Source organism: Rhodococcus sp. WY5 (assembly GCF_018588185.1).
Taxonomy (GTDB): Bacteria; Actinomycetota; Actinomycetes; order Mycobacteriales; family Mycobacteriaceae; genus Rhodococcus_F; species Rhodococcus_F qingshengii.
Genome location: NZ_JAAMPR010000001.1, coordinates 5,638,847 through 5,655,473 on the forward strand (window position 1 = coordinate 5,638,847; position 16,627 = coordinate 5,655,473).

19 protein-coding genes are annotated in these 16,627 nt (G+C 63.0%); 5 read left to right on the plus strand and 14 right to left on the minus strand.

Annotation, left to right across the window (positions count from 1 at the left end; all coding sequences use genetic code 11):
- Window positions 1-8: 8 nt before the first annotated feature.
- From G4D79_RS25905 to G4D79_RS25920, 4 genes are read right to left on the minus strand one after another with little or no spacing between them, the layout of a single operon-like run.
- Entirely contained in the window at window positions 9-389 is a 381-nt protein-coding gene (locus G4D79_RS25905; RefSeq protein ID WP_003941998.1) for a phage holin family protein, read from the minus strand.
- Window positions 390-438: 49 nt separating this feature from the next.
- Entirely contained in the window at window positions 439-1,005 is a 567-nt protein-coding gene (locus G4D79_RS25910) for a Clp protease N-terminal domain-containing protein (protein WP_003941949.1), read from the minus strand.
- Between the two features lie 5 nt (window positions 1,006-1,010).
- Entirely contained in the window at window positions 1,011-1,262 is a 252-nt protein-coding gene (locus G4D79_RS25915; protein ID WP_003941869.1) for an HTH domain-containing protein, read from the minus strand.
- A gap of 54 nt (window positions 1,263-1,316) precedes the next feature.
- Window positions 1,317-2,054 carry a 1-acyl-sn-glycerol-3-phosphate acyltransferase gene (locus tag G4D79_RS25920; protein ID WP_054828445.1) on the minus strand — a complete coding sequence of 246 codons (738 nt, stop codon included), beginning with the start codon at window positions 2,052-2,054 and terminating at the stop codon, window positions 1,317-1,319.
- Between the two features lie 122 nt (window positions 2,055-2,176).
- Between G4D79_RS25920 and G4D79_RS25925 the strand changes: the two genes are divergently transcribed.
- On the plus strand, window positions 2,177-2,800 hold the full coding sequence (locus G4D79_RS25925; protein ID WP_063314764.1) for a GNAT family N-acetyltransferase: 624 nt from the start codon (window positions 2,177-2,179) through the stop codon (window positions 2,798-2,800).
- Here the strand turns inward: G4D79_RS25925 and G4D79_RS25930 are convergent.
- Window positions 2,698-3,801: a PLP-dependent cysteine synthase family protein gene (locus G4D79_RS25930; RefSeq protein WP_063314765.1), complete on the minus strand. Its 1,104-nt coding sequence runs from the start codon at window positions 3,799-3,801 to the stop codon at window positions 2,698-2,700. The genes G4D79_RS25925 and G4D79_RS25930 overlap by 103 nt on opposite strands.
- Window positions 3,798-4,184, minus strand: a complete 387-nt coding sequence (locus G4D79_RS25935; protein ID WP_030535490.1) for a DUF4229 domain-containing protein — start codon at window positions 4,182-4,184, stop codon at window positions 3,798-3,800. The genes G4D79_RS25930 and G4D79_RS25935 overlap by 4 nt, the downstream gene beginning before the upstream one ends.
- A gap of 291 nt (window positions 4,185-4,475) precedes the next feature.
- Between G4D79_RS25935 and G4D79_RS25940 the strand changes: the two genes are divergently transcribed.
- Both G4D79_RS25940 and G4D79_RS25945 read left to right on the plus strand, forming a co-directional pair.
- Window positions 4,476-4,688, plus strand: coding sequence for a BldC family transcriptional regulator (locus G4D79_RS25940; protein WP_003942029.1), 213 nt, complete (start codon window positions 4,476-4,478; stop codon window positions 4,686-4,688).
- 165 nt (window positions 4,689-4,853) lie between these two features.
- Window positions 4,854-5,060 (plus strand): hypothetical protein, encoded by a 207-nt coding sequence (locus G4D79_RS25945; RefSeq protein ID WP_003941996.1) that lies wholly within the window; start codon window positions 4,854-4,856, stop codon window positions 5,058-5,060.
- Window positions 5,061-5,085: 25 nt separating this feature from the next.
- Here the strand turns inward: G4D79_RS25945 and G4D79_RS25950 are convergent, their stop codons facing one another.
- The 7 genes from G4D79_RS25950 to hemL all read right to left on the minus strand — a co-directional run bounded on the left by G4D79_RS25950 (window position 5,086) and on the right by hemL (window position 13,014).
- Window positions 5,086-6,747, minus strand: coding sequence for a MinD/ParA family protein (locus G4D79_RS25950; protein WP_214514540.1), 1,662 nt, complete (start codon window positions 6,745-6,747; stop codon window positions 5,086-5,088).
- Between the two features lie 143 nt (window positions 6,748-6,890).
- Window positions 6,891-7,853, minus strand: coding sequence for a c-type cytochrome biogenesis protein CcsB (ccsB, locus tag G4D79_RS25955; RefSeq protein ID WP_003941951.1), 963 nt, complete (start codon window positions 7,851-7,853; stop codon window positions 6,891-6,893).
- Window positions 7,850-9,514 carry a cytochrome c biogenesis protein ResB gene (locus tag G4D79_RS25960; protein WP_063314766.1) on the minus strand — a complete coding sequence of 555 codons (1,665 nt, stop codon included), beginning with the start codon at window positions 9,512-9,514 and terminating at the stop codon, window positions 7,850-7,852. Before G4D79_RS25960 ends, ccsB begins: the two co-directional genes overlap by 4 nt.
- The gene (locus G4D79_RS25965; RefSeq protein WP_003941906.1) at window positions 9,511-10,359 is read right to left on the minus strand and encodes a cytochrome c biogenesis CcdA family protein; all 849 of its coding nucleotides are present in this window, start codon (window positions 10,357-10,359) and stop codon (window positions 9,511-9,513) included. Before G4D79_RS25965 ends, G4D79_RS25960 begins: the two co-directional genes overlap by 4 nt.
- Window positions 10,360-10,361: 2 nt before the next feature.
- Window positions 10,362-10,967 carry a TlpA disulfide reductase family protein gene (locus tag G4D79_RS25970; RefSeq protein WP_003942071.1) on the minus strand — a complete coding sequence of 202 codons (606 nt, stop codon included), beginning with the start codon at window positions 10,965-10,967 and terminating at the stop codon, window positions 10,362-10,364.
- Complete coding sequence (locus G4D79_RS25975; RefSeq protein WP_003941868.1) at window positions 10,964-11,623, minus strand: histidine phosphatase family protein; 660 nt, start codon at window positions 11,621-11,623, stop codon at window positions 10,964-10,966. Before G4D79_RS25975 ends, G4D79_RS25970 begins: the two co-directional genes overlap by 4 nt.
- A 65-nt stretch (window positions 11,624-11,688) precedes the next feature.
- Window positions 11,689-13,014 (minus strand): glutamate-1-semialdehyde 2,1-aminomutase, encoded by a 1,326-nt coding sequence (gene hemL, locus G4D79_RS25980; protein ID WP_037129903.1) that lies wholly within the window; start codon window positions 13,012-13,014, stop codon window positions 11,689-11,691.
- 110 nt (window positions 13,015-13,124) lie between these two features.
- Here hemL and G4D79_RS25985 point away from each other — a divergent pair, with 110 nt between their 5' ends.
- Complete coding sequence (locus G4D79_RS25985) at window positions 13,125-13,472, plus strand: hypothetical protein (protein ID WP_007735283.1); 348 nt, start codon at window positions 13,125-13,127, stop codon at window positions 13,470-13,472.
- Window positions 13,473-13,531: 59 nt separating this feature from the next.
- Window positions 13,532-15,463, plus strand: a complete 1,932-nt coding sequence (locus G4D79_RS25990) for an acyl-CoA dehydrogenase (protein ID WP_024487810.1) — start codon at window positions 13,532-13,534, stop codon at window positions 15,461-15,463.
- A gap of 40 nt (window positions 15,464-15,503) precedes the next feature.
- On the opposite strand, the gene G4D79_RS25995 is transcribed toward G4D79_RS25990, so the two are convergent.
- A complete protein-coding gene (locus tag G4D79_RS25995; protein ID WP_075832659.1) occupies window positions 15,504-16,520 on the minus strand; it encodes an ABC transporter permease in 1,017 nt (338 codons plus the stop codon).
- Between the last annotated feature and the right edge of the window lie 107 nt (window positions 16,521-16,627).

Genomic DNA, 16,627 nt, shown 5'->3' on the forward strand with positions numbered 1-16,627 from the left:
CGACGGACTCAACGGTTGTCCGGGACGAACGCGCTGAGCAGGAAGTTCACGATCGAGATGATCAGCGCGCCCCAGACTGCCGTCCAGAAGCCGTCGACCGTCAAGCCGTAGGACGTTCCAGACGAGATCCACGCCGTCAGCATCAGCATGAGGGCGTTGATCACGAGCGTGAACAATCCGAGAGTCAGGATGAGCAGCGGTAGCGAGAGAAGCTGCACTACCGGCTTGATGAACGCGTTGACCACCGTGAAGATCAAAGCGATCACCGCGATCACGAGAACCGTGCCCCAGGTGCCGTTGTCGTGGTTGGCGATCGTGATGCCGGTGACCCACGCCGACGCCAGCCAGATGGCTATGCCGTTGATGATGAGACGTGCCAGAAATGTCATGTCTGAATGCTGGCACATCCCGCCCCGTGCATGCGGAGCCGTGCCGAATCTAGGCGGCGCGATTCATCTTCGCTTCCAAGCGCTCACGGATCACCGACATCGTGACCTGCGTTTCGAGGGCCTGACGGGTAGGCCCGTCGGCGACACGCAGGATGCCGAGCAGGATGTGTTCGGCACCGATTCGATTGTCCTTGTGCGCGAGCGCTTCACGGAGCGAGAGTTCCAACACCTTCTTGGAGTCCTTCTCGAATCGTGAACGAGGGAACCCGAATCGGCTCTTGCGAGAAGTGTCGACGCCGTCCGGCACAGGAGTCTCGTCCAGCACACCTTCGCCGAAGGACTGCTCGAGACTCTCCCGAACCGCATCGAGATCGATGCCGATCGACTTGAGTATCTCGGCGTCGTCGTCGAAATTGTTGGAGCTACCTTCGTTCGATCCGGCGCCGGCGTGGCGGATCACGTCGAGCGTGACACCAGACTCGGTGAGCACCTCGGTGGCGATGCCCCGATCAGAGGTGAGCAGCGCGGTCAGAAGTTCCATCGGCGTGACAGGACCGGAGCCGGCGACAGCATCGACAACGACGCCTCGAGCCTGTGCGGAGAACCTTTCGAACATGGCAATTACCTGCCCTTCTCGCGCAGTGAACGCAGCATCGATTCCGACTGCGCGGACGCGTATTTCTTGTGGACGGCTTGACGGCTGACCTCGAGAGCTTCCGCGATCGCCTGCCAGGACCATCCGTGACGGCGCGCATTAGCGACCTGAATGGCCTCGAGTTTTTCGAGAAGACGACGCAGCGCTCGAACAGCACGCAATCCCTCGGTGGGATCCGGGCTACCGGCGGCAGCAGCGAGAGAGGTTGCTTCGGTCATGATGTCAATTTAGGTTGACAACCGGAATCTGTCAACCAAAATTGACAGGCGCGCCTAGTATCCGGCGACGGCCCCGTTCACTGCCACCTGCAAATCCGCCTGCACAGTTCGGGCGATATCCATCGGCTTGTCCGGAAGTTCGGTCACCGGCATTCCGACAAAGACACTCGCAGCCTTGACGTCGCCGGCCACCGGACCGTAGTTGATGCCGATCGACACCAGAGCCGGTGAGCATCCCAATTTCTCGGCGCGCGCGATGATGTGGCCGATTCCACTGTTGACGTGCTGCAACCGCGTCGGATCTTCGGTGTTGCACGTCCCTTCCGGGAAAATCGCCAGACAATCCCCGTTGCCCAGACGCTCGGCCGCGACGTCCATCATCACTCGGCCGGCATCCGAAACAGCCCGGAGACCGTAGTTCTTGCTGCGAAAAACCGGGATGCTGCCCATCATGTCGACCTTCTTGCGCTGTGAAGGATCAACGAAGAGTTCGTCTTTGGCGAGGACCCGGGTCCGTCCGATCACTCGACGCAACGGAGTACGCCACGCGGTCGCGGCGAGCGTGAACTGGTCGCTCTCGGTCAGATGATTGACCGCCACGACCAACTGCGTCTTACGTTCCAGCAGAGTCTTCAGCGCAGCTTCCGCACCCGGCGCGTACCTCACTCGCGGGCGGTACTTCAGCGCCAATGCGGCATAAGCGAGCTTCGCCACGAATCGGTTCTGCTGATGACTGCGGTAGTACTCGTACACAGCCTCGTAATTGTCGAGTGAAACTTCAGGATTGCCCATGGTCCGCCCTCGCTGGAGAAGTGCCCCTTGACCAAACGATACACAACCTACGGTTGCGTAGGTTTGCGTTACAGAAGGCGTAGCGCTGGGAGAAACTCCACTCTCGAGGTAAAACGGTTTCTGTGATCCGCTCGGCCATATCCACCGACCTACCCGCACTGCAACAGATCGAGATCGCCGCGGGCGAACCGTTCCGAGACATCGGGATGGACGCCATCGCAGACGATCCACCGCCGACGCTCGACGAGTTGAACGATTTTCTCGCAGCCGAGCACATCTGGGTTCAGACCGACGCAAACGACGTACCCGTTGCGTACGCGCTCGTCGAGATCGTGGACGGCGGTGCGCATATCGAACAGGTCTCCGTTCACCCCGATCATGCCCGCAAAGGCCTCGGAGCTCAGCTGATCGACGCCGTCACCGAATGGGCGGCGGACCATCACCACGATCTCGTGACTCTGACGACGTTCGTCGACGTTCCGTGGAACGCGCCGTACTACGAGCGACTCGGGTTCGTGCGTCTGGCCGAGAACACGCTCTCTCCCGGCCTGATACGCATCAGAACGGACGAGCAGTCGTCCGGGCTGGACGCCTGGCCGCGGGTGACGATGAGCCGCCCGTCACACGGTCCGGCGCCGGCGATTCAGGAACTGGCCGTCCACGCACCCGAACGGACGAACTCGTCCAGCACTGCCGTCGGACCGAGCAGGTCGATCCCTTCCGACGCCACCCATTCGTCGTTGTAGTACGTCCCCGAGTAACGCTCTCCGCCGTCGCACAGGAGGGTGACGACGCTGCCGCTGCGCCCGGCCGCCATCATTTCGGCAATCAACGCAAAAGCTCCCCACAGGTTCGTCCCCGTCGAGCCGCCCACTTTGCGCCCCAGGGCCGCGCTGGCGTGCCGTGCGGCCGCGATCGAGCCTGCGTCCGGCACCTTGATCATTCGGTCGACCACCTGACCGACAAACGACGGTTCGACGCGCGGACGGCCGATGCCCTCGATCCGGGAACCTCGAGTACCGACGATCGACGGATCGCTCGCTCGCCACGCGTCGAAAAACACGGAGTGCTCCGGGTCCACCACGCACAGCCCCGTGTCGAATTTCCGGTAACGAAGAAAGCGGCCGATCGTGGCACCGGTTCCGCCCGTCCCGGCTCCGACGACCACCCAGTCGGGAATCGGATGTTCCTCGTGTTCGAGCTGAGTGAAGATCGATTCGGCGATGTTGTTGTTTCCGCGCCAATCCGTCGCGCGCTCGGCGTGGGTGAACTGGTCCATGTAGTGACCGTTCAACTCACTCGCGAGCCGATGCGATTCCGAGTAGATCGACGACGGATCGCTCACGAAATGACAACGTCCCCCCTGCGCCTCGATCAACGCGATCTTGGCGGGACTCGTGCTCGCGGGCATCACCGCGACAAAATCCAGGCCCAGCAACTTCGCGAAATACGCCTCGCTGACAGCAGTCGATCCGGACGACGCTTCGATGACAGTGGTCTCTTCGGTAACCCAGCCGTTGCAGATCGCGTAGAGGAAAAGCGACCGTGCGAGTCGATGCTTGAGACTCCCCGTGATGTGGGTCGACTCGTCCTTCAGATAAAGCTGGACGGTCCAGTTACTCGGCAGCGGATAGCGCAGCAGGTGAGTGTCCGCGCTGCGTTGCGCGTCGGCTTCGATCAACCGCACCGCGTTGTCGACCCACTGGCGTGAGGTCCGACGGTCGACGTCGAGCGAGCCCGTGGTCACCGCCCGTCTCCGCGCAGCTTGGAGCGAAGATCGTCACGATCGGACCGACGCTGGGCGTCGACCGCCGCAATGCCCGCATTGACACGCTTGCGCAGTTTCGCGAAGAGCAGCAACGACAGCGGCAGCGCGATCAGAACTGCGAACAGCGCCGCGACGATCAAGGGAACGTCCGTGCCGGCGAGCTTTCCGCCACCGATGATGACGGCACCGATCACGACGACAAGCAGCAGCCGAGCGACCGAGTACAGCACCACGTCGCGGGCCAGTTGACCCTTGGTCACCGGCCCGGAAGCCGACTTTGCTTGCCCAGAGTTTGCGGAAGGTTTACTGGCCTTGACCGGCTCAGAAGGAACATTTTCGGGGTTTTCAGACAACTGACTCACCCTCTCAGGTTACCCATTCCGAATACGGGTGGGACCGAGCCCGCTATATCCATTTTGTCCTTTACTTAAACATTACTTTTTCTTGAAAGATCGACTACCCGGCTATATCTGTGCAAACATTGCGCTACCACTCAGAAAACGGTCGAATGTGAGCGAAGGACTTCGAAACAAACTCGACGCAGGTTTTTGGCAACTGGTCGACACACCGGTTCGGAACCAAAGTTCGGAATCACTGCTCGGTTCGGAATCACTGTTCGTCAAACGTTCGACATCAACATGGAGGACCTCACAATGAGCGCACCAACCTTCAATACCGCCGCAGACGCACTCATGACGCCCGGACAGGTAGCGGCATTGTTTCATGTCGATCCCAAGACCGTGACCCGCTGGGCACACGCAGGACGACTGGGCTCGCTTCGCACGCCAGGAGGACATCGTCGATTCCGTGAGACCGAGGTCATGCAGCTTCTGCGCTCGCTGACCACCGAAGCAGACAACAACTGAGCAACTTCAGCTCACTTCGAAGCACTTTGCGGTACCCGAGAGATCTTGCAGTACCCGACAGATACAGCACTAGCGCACTGAGCCGAAACGCTTGTCCGCACCACTTCTGGTGAAGCGGGGCGGAGACTGAGTAGGCTCGACTTCAGTTCCCTGAGGAGGTGCGCCGTGTTGTATCTGTTGGCGTTGGTGGGTTTGGTGACATTGATCGTTCTGATGTGGAAGGCATTCGGGCCCGATCCGTCGACGCGCACCCCGGTGAGCGGTGTACGCGGGCCGGATGACGATCCCGAATTCCTGTGGAATGTGAACCAGCAAACACGACGCAAGCGCACGGAAGGTCCGGACGTACCGCCGACTGACGCGTCGACGTAGCGTCCGGGCTCACCCGGCTATCCGATTACCGCCCCGTCAACGCGAACGGGGAGGCCGGAAAGTCCTGCGCAACCACCGCAGCCAACTCCAGCACCGCTTCCCGAGTACCTGGACGCAGCCGGTCCAGATCGATTTCGGCGCCCTCTTCCAAATGCGGATCGAACGGAATCAGTTTCACCGCTCGACAGCGCTGCTCGAAGTGCTCGACGACCCGCGGCAGATCAACCTTGCCCGAGCGAGGCCGTACCGCGTTGATGACAGCTACGGACGTGGCGACCAGCCTGCTGTAACCGTGAGCGTCGAGCCAGTCAAGTGTTGCGGAGGCGCTACGTGCACCGTCGACGGAACCGGAACTGACGACGATCAACGAATCTGCACCTTCGAGAATGGCCTGCATCGCCGAGTGCATCAATCCGGTGCCGCAGTCGGTCAGAACTATGCTGTAGAACTTCTCGAGCATGTCGACCGTGCGCGTGTAGTCCCCACCGCTGAAGGCCTCTGAAACTGCTGGATCGCTGTCGGAGGCAAGCACTTCGAGCCGGTGTCGATTTTGCGATGTGTAGCCACGGACGTCGCTGTACTTCTCGATGCTGTTCTCGTCGCGCAGCAGGTTTCGCACTGTTGCCGGAGTTTCGAGCGGGATCTTCTGGCTCAGCGTTCCCCGGTCGGGGTTTGCATCGACAGCGACGACGCGATCGCCGCGGATCGAGCCGAACATCGACCCCAGTGTCGCTGTGGTCGTGGTTTTTCCGACGCCGCCTTTGAGACTGAGCACCGCAACCTTGTAGCAGCCCTGCAGCGGCTGGTTGATCTGGCGCGTCAACTCGACGAGGTGCTGCTCCTTTGCACCGTTTCCGAGGTTCACCGATCGGCCGGACAACGTGTACAGCGCCTTGCGCCAGCCACCCACCGGGGCAGGCCGGACAGGCCGCTTGACGAGGAGCGCAGCCGAGAGATCTTGCGCAGTCATCGGGAGAGCGGACTCGAAGCGACTGTCCGGAGCCGAGGTCAGTCCGGTCTGCGGCATCGGAGCGCGAGTAGGTGGCGCCGTCGGCGGGGCCATCGGCACGGCCTGACCATTCTGGAGGGCGTGGCCGTTCTGCACCGGCGCAGCGCCGGGATGACCGAACTGCCGAATCGCGGGATTGGGCGGATGGACGCCGGGCGAAAAAGGTGCCTGCGGTTGCTGGAGCGGTCTCGCGGATGAATGCGCCGTCGGGCCGGGCTGCGAATTCTGAACAGGATGCAGGTTCTGAACAGGCTGCGAGTTCCGAACAGGCTGCGAATTCTGAACAGGCTGCGGAACGCCAGTTCGTGAATCCGGAAGCGACCCTACACGATTCGTAGGTTCGTAGGTCTGCATCGGCATCGCAGGCGAGGTCGAGAACTGGCCGTTGATCGGGCCTGGCTGCGCTGCCGGATACTGGATGACCGGAGTCTTGGGACCTGGTACCGGAGCCGCTGGGGTCGTCGTCGGCGGCGGAGCGGCGGGTGCACTGGGCACCTGGCCGGCGACTTGCTGGAGCGGCCCGGAGTCGACCGGGGCCACGAAGAGACTACGAACGTCGCTGGGAACCGAGTCCGATGACGGCTCGGGCGCGGATGCGCGCGGCTCGCGCCGCGTCGGCTCGGCAGGGCGCACCGGCTCCCACAATCCTGCTCCGGCGTCTTCAATCTTGTCGGCCATCTCGCCGCTCCCCCTCGTCGATCCCACAGCTACCAGACAGCTAGTAATTCGCCAAGCTGCATCGTAACTGTTGCCCGCCCCTGACGTACCTACCGGTAATACCTACAGACCGGTCGGCAGCCACCCACGGTACCTCGAGAGGATCAGGTGAGTCCCGCGTAGGAGTGCAAGCCGGAGACGACCATGTTGATGATGAAGAGATTGAACAGCATCGCAACAAAACCGGCGATGTTGATCCAGGCGGCCTTCGTCTCCCGCCACCCGGACGTTGCCCTCGCATGCAGGTAGGCCGCGTAGATCACCCAGGCGATGAAGGACATCGTCTCCTTCGGATCCCAACCCCAGAAGCGTCCCCACGCAGCTTCCGCCCAGATGGCACCGAGGATGACGCCGGCGCCGAACAGCGGAAACGCGATGATCGTGCTCTTGTACGCCAAGCGGTCGAGAGTCTGGGCATCGGGCAGTCGCTCTGCGATCCGGCCACCGATACTCGTGCCTTCGTCACCGGGCGGGAACTTCAGTCGCAGCAGGAACAGAAGGCTCGCGATACCGCCGATCATGAAGATTCCGGAACCGACGCTGACGATCGTCACGTGAATCGGAAGCCAGTACGAGCGCAGCGCCGGAACCACGGGAGCCGCGTCGGCGTAAAGGACCGTGCCGGCGAGGAACATCAAGATCAGAACCGGCACCAGCAAGAAGACCCACATCGGACGGTACGCCGGCTTGATCAACAGGACGTGCCCGACCAGCAACGACGCCGCACACGCCATCGCCACGAATTCGTACATGTTGCCGAGCGGGAATCGTTCCGTCGCAAATCCGCGGAGCACGATCGACGCGATGATCAGCACCGTTCCGACGACCAGGACAGCTCGGCCCATTCCGCCGAATCGTTCCGAGAGCGACTTGCTCGGAGTCTCCGCGACCCTGCCAGGCACGGATGCGTCGACACCGCCGGCGGAGACCAGTTCCTTGTCCTGAACCGCCTTTGCTCTGGCCGACGCGTACTGCACGATGAGCAGCACAAACGCCAGCACGAGCACGGTGAAGGCGGACTTGAAGGCCCAGTCGCTGTACTGCGCGAGTGTCTCGTTCGTTGTCATCGGGCGTTCTCCTGCGCGTGCGGTTGGTTCACCGCGGTGGTCGGATTGCTTTTCAGCAAGCGGTCGGCGAGGCGGTCGAACTCGTCGCCCCAGCCTGCGTGGTCGGTGCGGGCAAGCCCACCAAGTTCTACTACAGTACGTCGTTCGTCATCTGGATAGATACGTGCCCAGACGCGGCGACGCTTGATCACGAGCGAGACGAGTAGGCCCGCCATCATGGTCAACGCCGAAACCAACACCCACACCTGAGCGGGATCGTGGGAGACCTGCAGGTTCACGAAGTCGACGGCACCATCGAATCGCACCTGGGTTCCGTCGGCAAGCGTCGCGCTCTCCCCCGGAAACAGATTGACTCGATCCTGCTTGACCAGTCGGCCCTGATTGATCAGTTCGGTGTTGAGTTCGAACAGCGATTGCGGGTTACCGGTATCGAGTCCGGTGTCGCCCTTGTAGATGTCGATGGCGACTGCCGGATCGTTCATCGCCGGGTAGCTCGACGACAGCAGGTTGCCGTGGAACAGCGCGGTGGGCGCGAACAATCCTTCGATGGCAATCTGATTCTTCCGACGCTCGTTCGCATCGGGATACATGCCGCCCGGCGGGTCGAAGCGCATCGCGCCACTGCTCAGGAACGTCGTGGCGTCGTCCGGACGCCACTGGAGCGTCTCGGTGCGGGTCTCACCGTTCGGGAACGTGACGGTGAATGTCGGCGCGTATCCGTGTCCCTGCAGGTACACACGATCGCCGGCGATCCGCAGTGGGTGGTTCACCTGGATGGTCGTGTCCCGCCAGGTATCGGACTCGAGGTCGTCGCCTGCCTGGTACGAGATGTCCGAGGTGAACATCTCGGCCTGACCGGTCTCGAGGTAGTCGGCCTGGAAATTCTTCACACGTACACACAGCGGGGTCATGCCGGTGCCGTCGAGGCTCAGACCGGCGACGAAGGAGTCGAACACTGCCGGCGAGGTGGTGCAGAACCCGGGGCCGTCGTTGGCGATGACGATGCGATTGCCCTCGTAGCCGAACAACTTGCCCGCGGCGATCGCGATCAACAATCCGACCAGCGAGAGGTGGAACACGAGGTTGCCGAACTCGCGGAGGTATCCCTTCTCCGCCGAGATGGTGATCTCGCCTTCGCGTCGTGATTTCGAATCGCCGCGACGCGTTTCGACGCGCCACCCGCGCAGTTCTTTCGACACCCGGGCAGCAAGTTCGTCGGGAGTCTCGCCGTCCACGACGCTCTTGGTGTGGTGCGGCAGGCGAGCAAGATTGCGCGGCGCATTCACCGGACGGGTGCGCAGCGCCTTCGCGTGCTCCACGCAACGCGGCAGGATGCAGCCGACCAGCGAGATGAAGAGCAATGCGTAGATCGCGGTGAACCAGAAACTGCTGAACACGTCGAACAATTCGAGGCGGTCCATCCACGGACCGAGCGTCGGACGCGCGGCGATGTAGTCGGTGACCTTGCCCTCGTTGAGGGTTCGCTGTGGCAGCAGGGCGCCGGGGATCGCAGCGAGCGCGAGGAGGAACAGCAGTACCAGCGCGGTCCGCATCGAGGTGAGCCCGCGCCAGGTGTTGCGCCCGAGTGCAACGACTCGACCGATCACCGACTGCTTCGGCAGCACGGGTTTCGGGTGGTCGTTATTGTCGTCAGCTGTCATATCGGCAGCGTCACCTCCGAGATAAATGCGTCGCGAACCCAGCCGACGAACTGGTCCCACGCGCCTGTGACGAGGGCGATTCCCACTGCCACCAACATGATTCCGCCGAAAATTTGAATGGTGCGTGCATTACGACGCAACCAGCCGACGCCGGTCAGCGCGCGCGCCGATCCCAGCGCCAAGATGATGAACGGCAGGCCGAGTCCGATGCAGTACGCGACGATCAACGTGACACCACGAGCGGCGGTCATCCCGTCGGTTCCCGCCGCTACGGACATCACGCCTGCCAATGTCGGACCGAGGCACGGCGTCCAGCCCAGAGCGAACACTCCCCCGAGCAGCGGCGCACCCACCAGTGACGACACGCGACGCGGTTCGAAACGAACGTCCTTCTGCAGCGCCGGAATCAGCCCGATGAAGACGAGACCCATTGCGATGGTGACGACACCGCCCACTCGCATCAGGACCTCGCGGTTGACGAGCAGCGTGGAGATCACGCCGAATACCGACGCGGTCGCGAGGACGAACACAACGGTGAAGCCCGCGACGAACAGTCCGGCCGCACCGGCCACCCTCAGGCGACTGCTCCGGGTGATCGTCCGGGTCCTCGCCTCGTCCGCGGTGATCGCGGGGGCGTCGGCACCGACGACGCCGGCCAGGTAGGACAGGTAGCCGGGAACGAGCGGCACGACGCACGGTGAAGCGAACGACACCAGACCGGCGAGCACACAGGCGCCGAGGGCGAGCAGAAGCGGACCGGACGACGCCGCGTTCTGAAACGCTTCGCCCACACCGGCACTCAATGTGTCGCTGCCGGCCAGCAGCGTAGTGGTCGTGGTTGTCATCTTTACTGCGCGTCTTCCTGAGCTACTCGCTGGACGACGGGCAGCAAATCCTCGGCGAGAAGTTCTTGGAGGAACACCGCGGCGACGCGATGCTGGCGGTCCAGCACGATCGTCGTCGGAATGACCGACGTGGGGTAGCCGTCACCGAGGGCGATCAGCGAACGCATCGACGGGTCGTAGATCGACGGGTACGAGACCTTGTTGTCGACCACGAAGTCCTGCGCTTTGTTCTTGGTGTCGTCGCGGACGTTGATGCCGAGGAACTGCACGCCCGAATCCTTGGTCTGCTCGTAGACCTGTTCCAGATCGTCGGCTTCGGCACGGCACGGTCCGCACCACTGACCCCAGACGTTGAGGACGACGACCTTGCCCTCGAAGTCGTCGACACCGACCTTCTGACCTTCGTTCATCAGATCGGGCCCGGAGAGCTTGCCGATGGTGCCTCGGTCGGACGGCGGATCGTAGAAGATCTTGGTTTGTCCGCCCGGTGAGACGAAGTCGAAAGTTCCGCCCTGTGCGACGGCGTCGTCGCCGGTCGCGCAGGACGAGAGAAGAAGCATCGCCGACGCAGCGGCTGCGAATGCTGCGGCGATGCGGCGCGAAATCATGCTCCTGTCACTCTCGGGTCGGAGGCGCCGGCAGGTTCGGAGTAGACGATGTCGACCAGGGTGTCGCCTTCGTAGACCAGTGAAGTCAACGACGCCAGTCCACACTGACGGTGACGGGGATCGTGCCAGAGACGCTCGCCCTGCAGGAATCGACGCAGTGTCCAGACCGGAAGCTGATGGCTTACGACGACGGCTTCGTGTCCGACTGCCGCGACGCGTGCGGCATTGACGGCTGCGAGCATGCGATGGGCGATCTGCAGGTAGGGCTCGCCCCAGGACGGGGTGAACGGGTCACGCAGTTTCCACCAGTGACGCGGACGCGAGAGCGCACCGTCCCCGACGGCAACCTTGAGACCCTCGAACTCGTTGCCTGCCTCGATCAGGTTTTCGTCCGTGACGATGTCGAGCTTGTGTGCCTCGGCGATCGGAGTCGCGGTCTCTTGTGCCCGCTGCAGCGGCGACGCGACCACGTGGGTGATGTCGTGATCGGCGAGCACCGACGCGACCGCACGAGCCTGAGCTTCGCCCGCCACCGACAACCGGAAACCCGGGAGCCGTCCGTAGAGGATCCCGCGCGGGTTGTGTACTTCGCCGTGGCGCAGGACGTGGACGATGGTGCGGGTGGACGTGTGGTCGGGGTGATCGGCGTCGGTCACAGTCGAGGGTCCTCGCTGAAGATGATGGATGTCGGAAGCGTGCGGTGTTCTGGAACTGGAACTGCTCAGGGCTTGACGGCAGCAGCTGCGGCCTTGGCTGCGTGAGGCATGGCGTCGGCGATGATCGAGAAGGCTCGATCGTCGAGGGCTGCGGAGACGAACCACGCTTCGAACGCGCTCGGCGGCGGGTACACGCCGCGGGAGAGCAGTGCGTGGAAGAAGGCGGGGAATCGCCAGGTCTGCGCGGCTTTGGCTTCGTCGTAGTTGGTCACCGTGTTCTCGGTGAAGAACACGCTCACCAAGGTGCCTGCGTACTGCACTCGGTGTTCGACGCCTTCGGCGGTGAGTGCTTGGGTCATGAGGTCGCCGAGGGCGGTCGCGTTCCGGCCGAGCTTGGCGTACACCTCGGCGTCGGCGGCGCGCAGGCTCGCGAGTCCGGCGGCGACGGCTACGGGGTTACCCGAGAGGGTGCCTGCCTGGTAGACGGGACCGTCCGGTGCGAGGTGGCCCATGATGTCGGCGCGGCCGCCGAATGCTGCGGCAGGCAGGCCGCCGCTCATGACCTTGCCGAAGGTGTAGAGGTCGCCTGCGACGTTGTCGATGCCGTACCAACCCGAGGCACTGACGCGGAATCCGGTCATCACCTCGTCCATGATCAGGAGTGCGCCGTGCTCACGGGTGAGACGACGCAGACCCTCGTTGAAACCGGGAAGCGGTGCGACGGCGCCCATGTTTCCGGCGGCAGCTTCGGTGATGACGCACGCGATGGCGCCGGGATTGGCCGCGAAGGCCGCGGCCACCGCGTCGAGATCGTTGTAGCGCACGACGATGGTGTCTTCTGCTTGAGCGCCGGTCACGCCGGGAGAGGTCGGCAGCCCGAACGTCGCGAGGCCGGATCCGGCGTCGGCGAGAAGGGCGTCGACGTGGCCGTGATAGCAACCGGAGAACTTGACGATCTTGGTCCGCCCGGTGAATCCGCGGGCGAGGCGGACTGCGCTCATCGTGGCTTCGGTTCCGGAGTTGACCAGACGAACCTTTTCCACGGGCGCGACGCGGGCGACGATTTCCTCGGCGAGAGCAACTTCGCCTTCGGTCGGCGCACCGAAGGAGAGACCTCCGAGGGCTGCTTCGCGAACTGCTTCGACGACTGCCGGGTGAGCGTGCCCGAGAATCATCGGACCCCAGGACGACACCAGGTCGACGTAGTTGTTTCCGTCGACGTCGGTGAGGGTGTAGCCGGATGCTTCGCGAATGAATCGCGGTGTTCCGCCGACCGAACCGAACGCGCGGACGGGCGAGTTGACGCCACCCGGAATCACGTTGCCGGCACGTTCGAAGAGCCGAGCGGAGTTCGTTGCATGCACGTCGGGATCACCGGAAGACACAGTCACGGCTTCCAGTGTCCCAGTTCTGTCGAATCTGACAACGACAGGGTGTAGGACTTCGGTGCTCGAGGCGAGTTTTCCGGTCGAACCGGGCCCCGCGTGAGACGATTCCGGGCATGAAGCGACTGTTGACGACGCTGATGGTCTCGGCTGCGATTCTTCTCACATCGTGTGGTTCGGACGCTTCGAACGACGACAAGGCGACAGTTTCGTCGCCGCCGAGTGCCACCGACTCGGCTCGAACCACCGCGGCGACGAGCACCGACCCCGCGTTTCTCGGCGGGTGTTCGGCGGTGTCCGTCTACGTTCAGCAGCGTGTTCAGAGCGGCGACACGTCGACCCAGACGGCGGGCGCCGACTTCCTGAAGATCGTCGAGAACGACCCTTCGTACCAGGCTATGTCCGAGAGCGAGAAGGAACTCTTCCGCCAAGGAATCGAAGCGGGTGCCGCGGGCTCCTGCTGAATGTGAGGTTGGGATCGAACCGGGTTGCCCGCGGTGCGCTACGCGCTATCGTCGGTTCCATGGCCACCACAGCGGACCACCTCAGGACAACACTCGACGGACGCTGGCGGGAGGTGCGTGAGCGCGTTCGCGGCGAATTGAACGACGAACGTTTTGCTCCGCACTACACACCCAACACCGCCATTGCGCGCTCCAAGGCTCTCGAACAGATGCGGGTCCTCGCCGATCTCGGGTACGCCGCAAACGGTTTCGCGGTCTCTCACGGCGGAACGGGCGACGCGGGTGGCGCCGTCACCAGCATCGAGATGCTCGCGATGTCCGACCTCTCACTGATGGTCAAGGCCGGCGTCCAGTGGGGTCTGTTCGGCGGCGCCATCGAAAACCTCGGCACCGAGCGTCACCACCAGGCGTACGTCAAGCCGCTGATCGATCTGGACCTGCTCGGTTGCTTTGCGATGACCGAGACCGGTCACGGCAGCGACGTCCAGGAACTCGAAACCACGGCGACCTACGACGTCGAGACGGGCGAGTTCGTCGTCAACTCCCCCACTCCGTCCTCTCGCAAGGACTACATCGGCGGCGCTGCCCAGCACGCCACCGTCGCAGCGGTGTTCGCACAGCTGATCACCGGAGGCGAAAGTCAGGGCGTCCACTGCTTTGTCGTGCCGATTCGTGACGACGCCGGCAACGACCTCCCCGGCGTCACGACGTCCGACTGCGGGCTCAAGGGTGGACTGCCCGGAGTCGACAACGGCCGCATCGTCTTCGACCAGGTCCGCATCCCGCGTGAGAATCTACTCAACCGTTACGCCGACGTCGCCGAGGACGGCACGTACAGCTCGGCGATCGAGAACCCGAACCGTCGTTTCTTCACGATGGTCGGCACACTGGTTCGTGGACGTGTCACCGTCGGTGGTTCCGCGGCAGCGGCCGCCCGCGTCGGATTGGCCATCGCCGGTCGATACGCCCTGCAGCGCAGGCAGTTCAGTGCTCCGAAGAGTGACGACGAAGTCCTGATCATGGACTACCTCGTCCACCAGAAGCGTCTGCTGCCGTTGATCGCCCGCTCGTACGCTCTGCAGTTCGCACAGAACGAACTCGTAGCCGCGATGCACGACATCCAGAGCAGCGACGACCCGGATCCGCAGGAGCAGCGCGAACTCGAAGGTCGCGCCGCCGGACTCAAGGCCGCCAACACCTGGCATGCCACTCGGGCCATCCAGGAGGCACGCGAAGCCTGCGGCGGCGCAGGCTATCTCGCCGAGAACCGCCTCACCGCACTCAAGGCGGACACCGACGTCTTCACCACGTTCGAGGGTGACAACCACGTTCTGACGCAGTTGGTCGCAAAAGAACTCCTCACCTCCTACGCCGACGAAGTCCGCGGCATGAGCCCGGTCGACTGGATGCGCTTCGCCGCTACGACGGTCTCCGACGTGGTCAAGAAACGCACGGCAGCGCAGCAGATCCTGCAGACGATCGTCGACACTCGCCAGGACAACGAAGAGGACGGCAGCCTCTTCAATCGCGGCACCCAGATGAAGATGTTCGAAGACCGCGAAGAGTACCTACTCGCCACTGCGGCAAGGCGATTGCAGGCAGCGCAGAAGCGCGAGGAGAACCCGTTCGACGCGTTCAACTTCGTGCAGGACCACGTGCTCAAAGCCGCTCAGGCGCACATCGAGCGCGTCATCCTGGAAGCATTCGTCGCCGGCATCGACTCGTGTGAGGACGAGACCGCAAAGGAACTCTTCGGCGAGGTGTGCGATCTCTACGCACTGTCCGTGATCGAAGAGGACAAGGCCTGGTTCATGGAGCACCGGCATCTGTCGGTGGAGCGTTCGAAGGCCGTGACGCGCGGAATCAACGAGCGTTGCCGCACCCTGCGCCCCCACGTCGAGACACTGATCGACGGGTTCGGCATTCCGGACATCCTGCTGGGGTCCGCGATGCTCGACGGACCGGGCACCGACGCGGTACGGCTGAAGTAAAGGGTTCGGGTGGGGTCGGCAATCGCCGGCCCCACCACACTCAGTGCGCTGCTGCCTTTTTCGACTGGCGAGAGGCGAGCAGTCCGGTCAGGCCGAGTGCCGCGACCAGCCAGATCCCCAGAACGAGCAGGTGCGGTCCGGCGCCGTTGCCACTGAAGTAGATGACGGAGCGGATGGGCTCCATGGCTGCCGATCCGAGCCAGAACGAATGGATGTGCTGCCAGAATCCCGGCAGGAACGACACCGGAATGGCACCACCCGAACTCGGGAAGTTGATGAAAACGAGCACCGTCAGCACCGCGAAGATCGCGGCTTGGCCGAGCAGTCGATTGAGCAGAATGCTCACCGCACCGACGGTGAACGTGTAAACCATCGAGATTCCCAGCAGTTGCAGGATCTGGCCGAATGACGCCCCGAAGGCGTGCATGAAGATGCTGGTGATGCCGAAGGCTATGAGCGGGGTGAGTATCGCCGCACCGGCCAGGATCGAATACTGCTCTCGCAACCGCATTCTCGGCGCAACCTGACTGAGCACCGTGATGGTCAGGTAGCCACCGAGGGTGCAGACGATCAGGAAGTAGAAGAGTCCGACAGTCGAGGAGTCGCGCGCCGTGACAGGCGCCGAGTCGATCACCGTGACCTGCTGCCCCGTCTGCTCCGCAACCGAATGCGCCAAGCTGCTCACCACGGAAACCGTCGAGGCGCCCGCGCCGGTGGCGATATGTGCGGTCACGGTGTCACCGATCTCGATGGCGCCGATCGCATCGCGGTTGTCGATCCGAGAGAGTGCGTCGGCGGCGTTGGCTGTGGCAACGATGTCGAACTTGTCACCCGACGAAGCCTGGATTCCGTCGATCAGCGGGGCCGTGACGGACGGCGACCCGACCACCACGATCGGTGCCTGATTCGGCGTCGGCGAATGGAAGGCGCTGACGTAGCACAAGCAGAACATGATGACGAAGAACAACGGAAATGCGAGTCCACTGCCCACCATCTTCCAATTGGTCGGCGGATCGACAACTTCTTCGCTGGGTGCTCGGACGTCGGTATCTGTCATATTCCACGCTCTCTTCACTAACCGCATCTAGCTGTCAACACCGTTGACAGACTCAACAGTCAACACCGTTGACACGTTATAGTCAACGCCGTTGACAACGCGGTCGG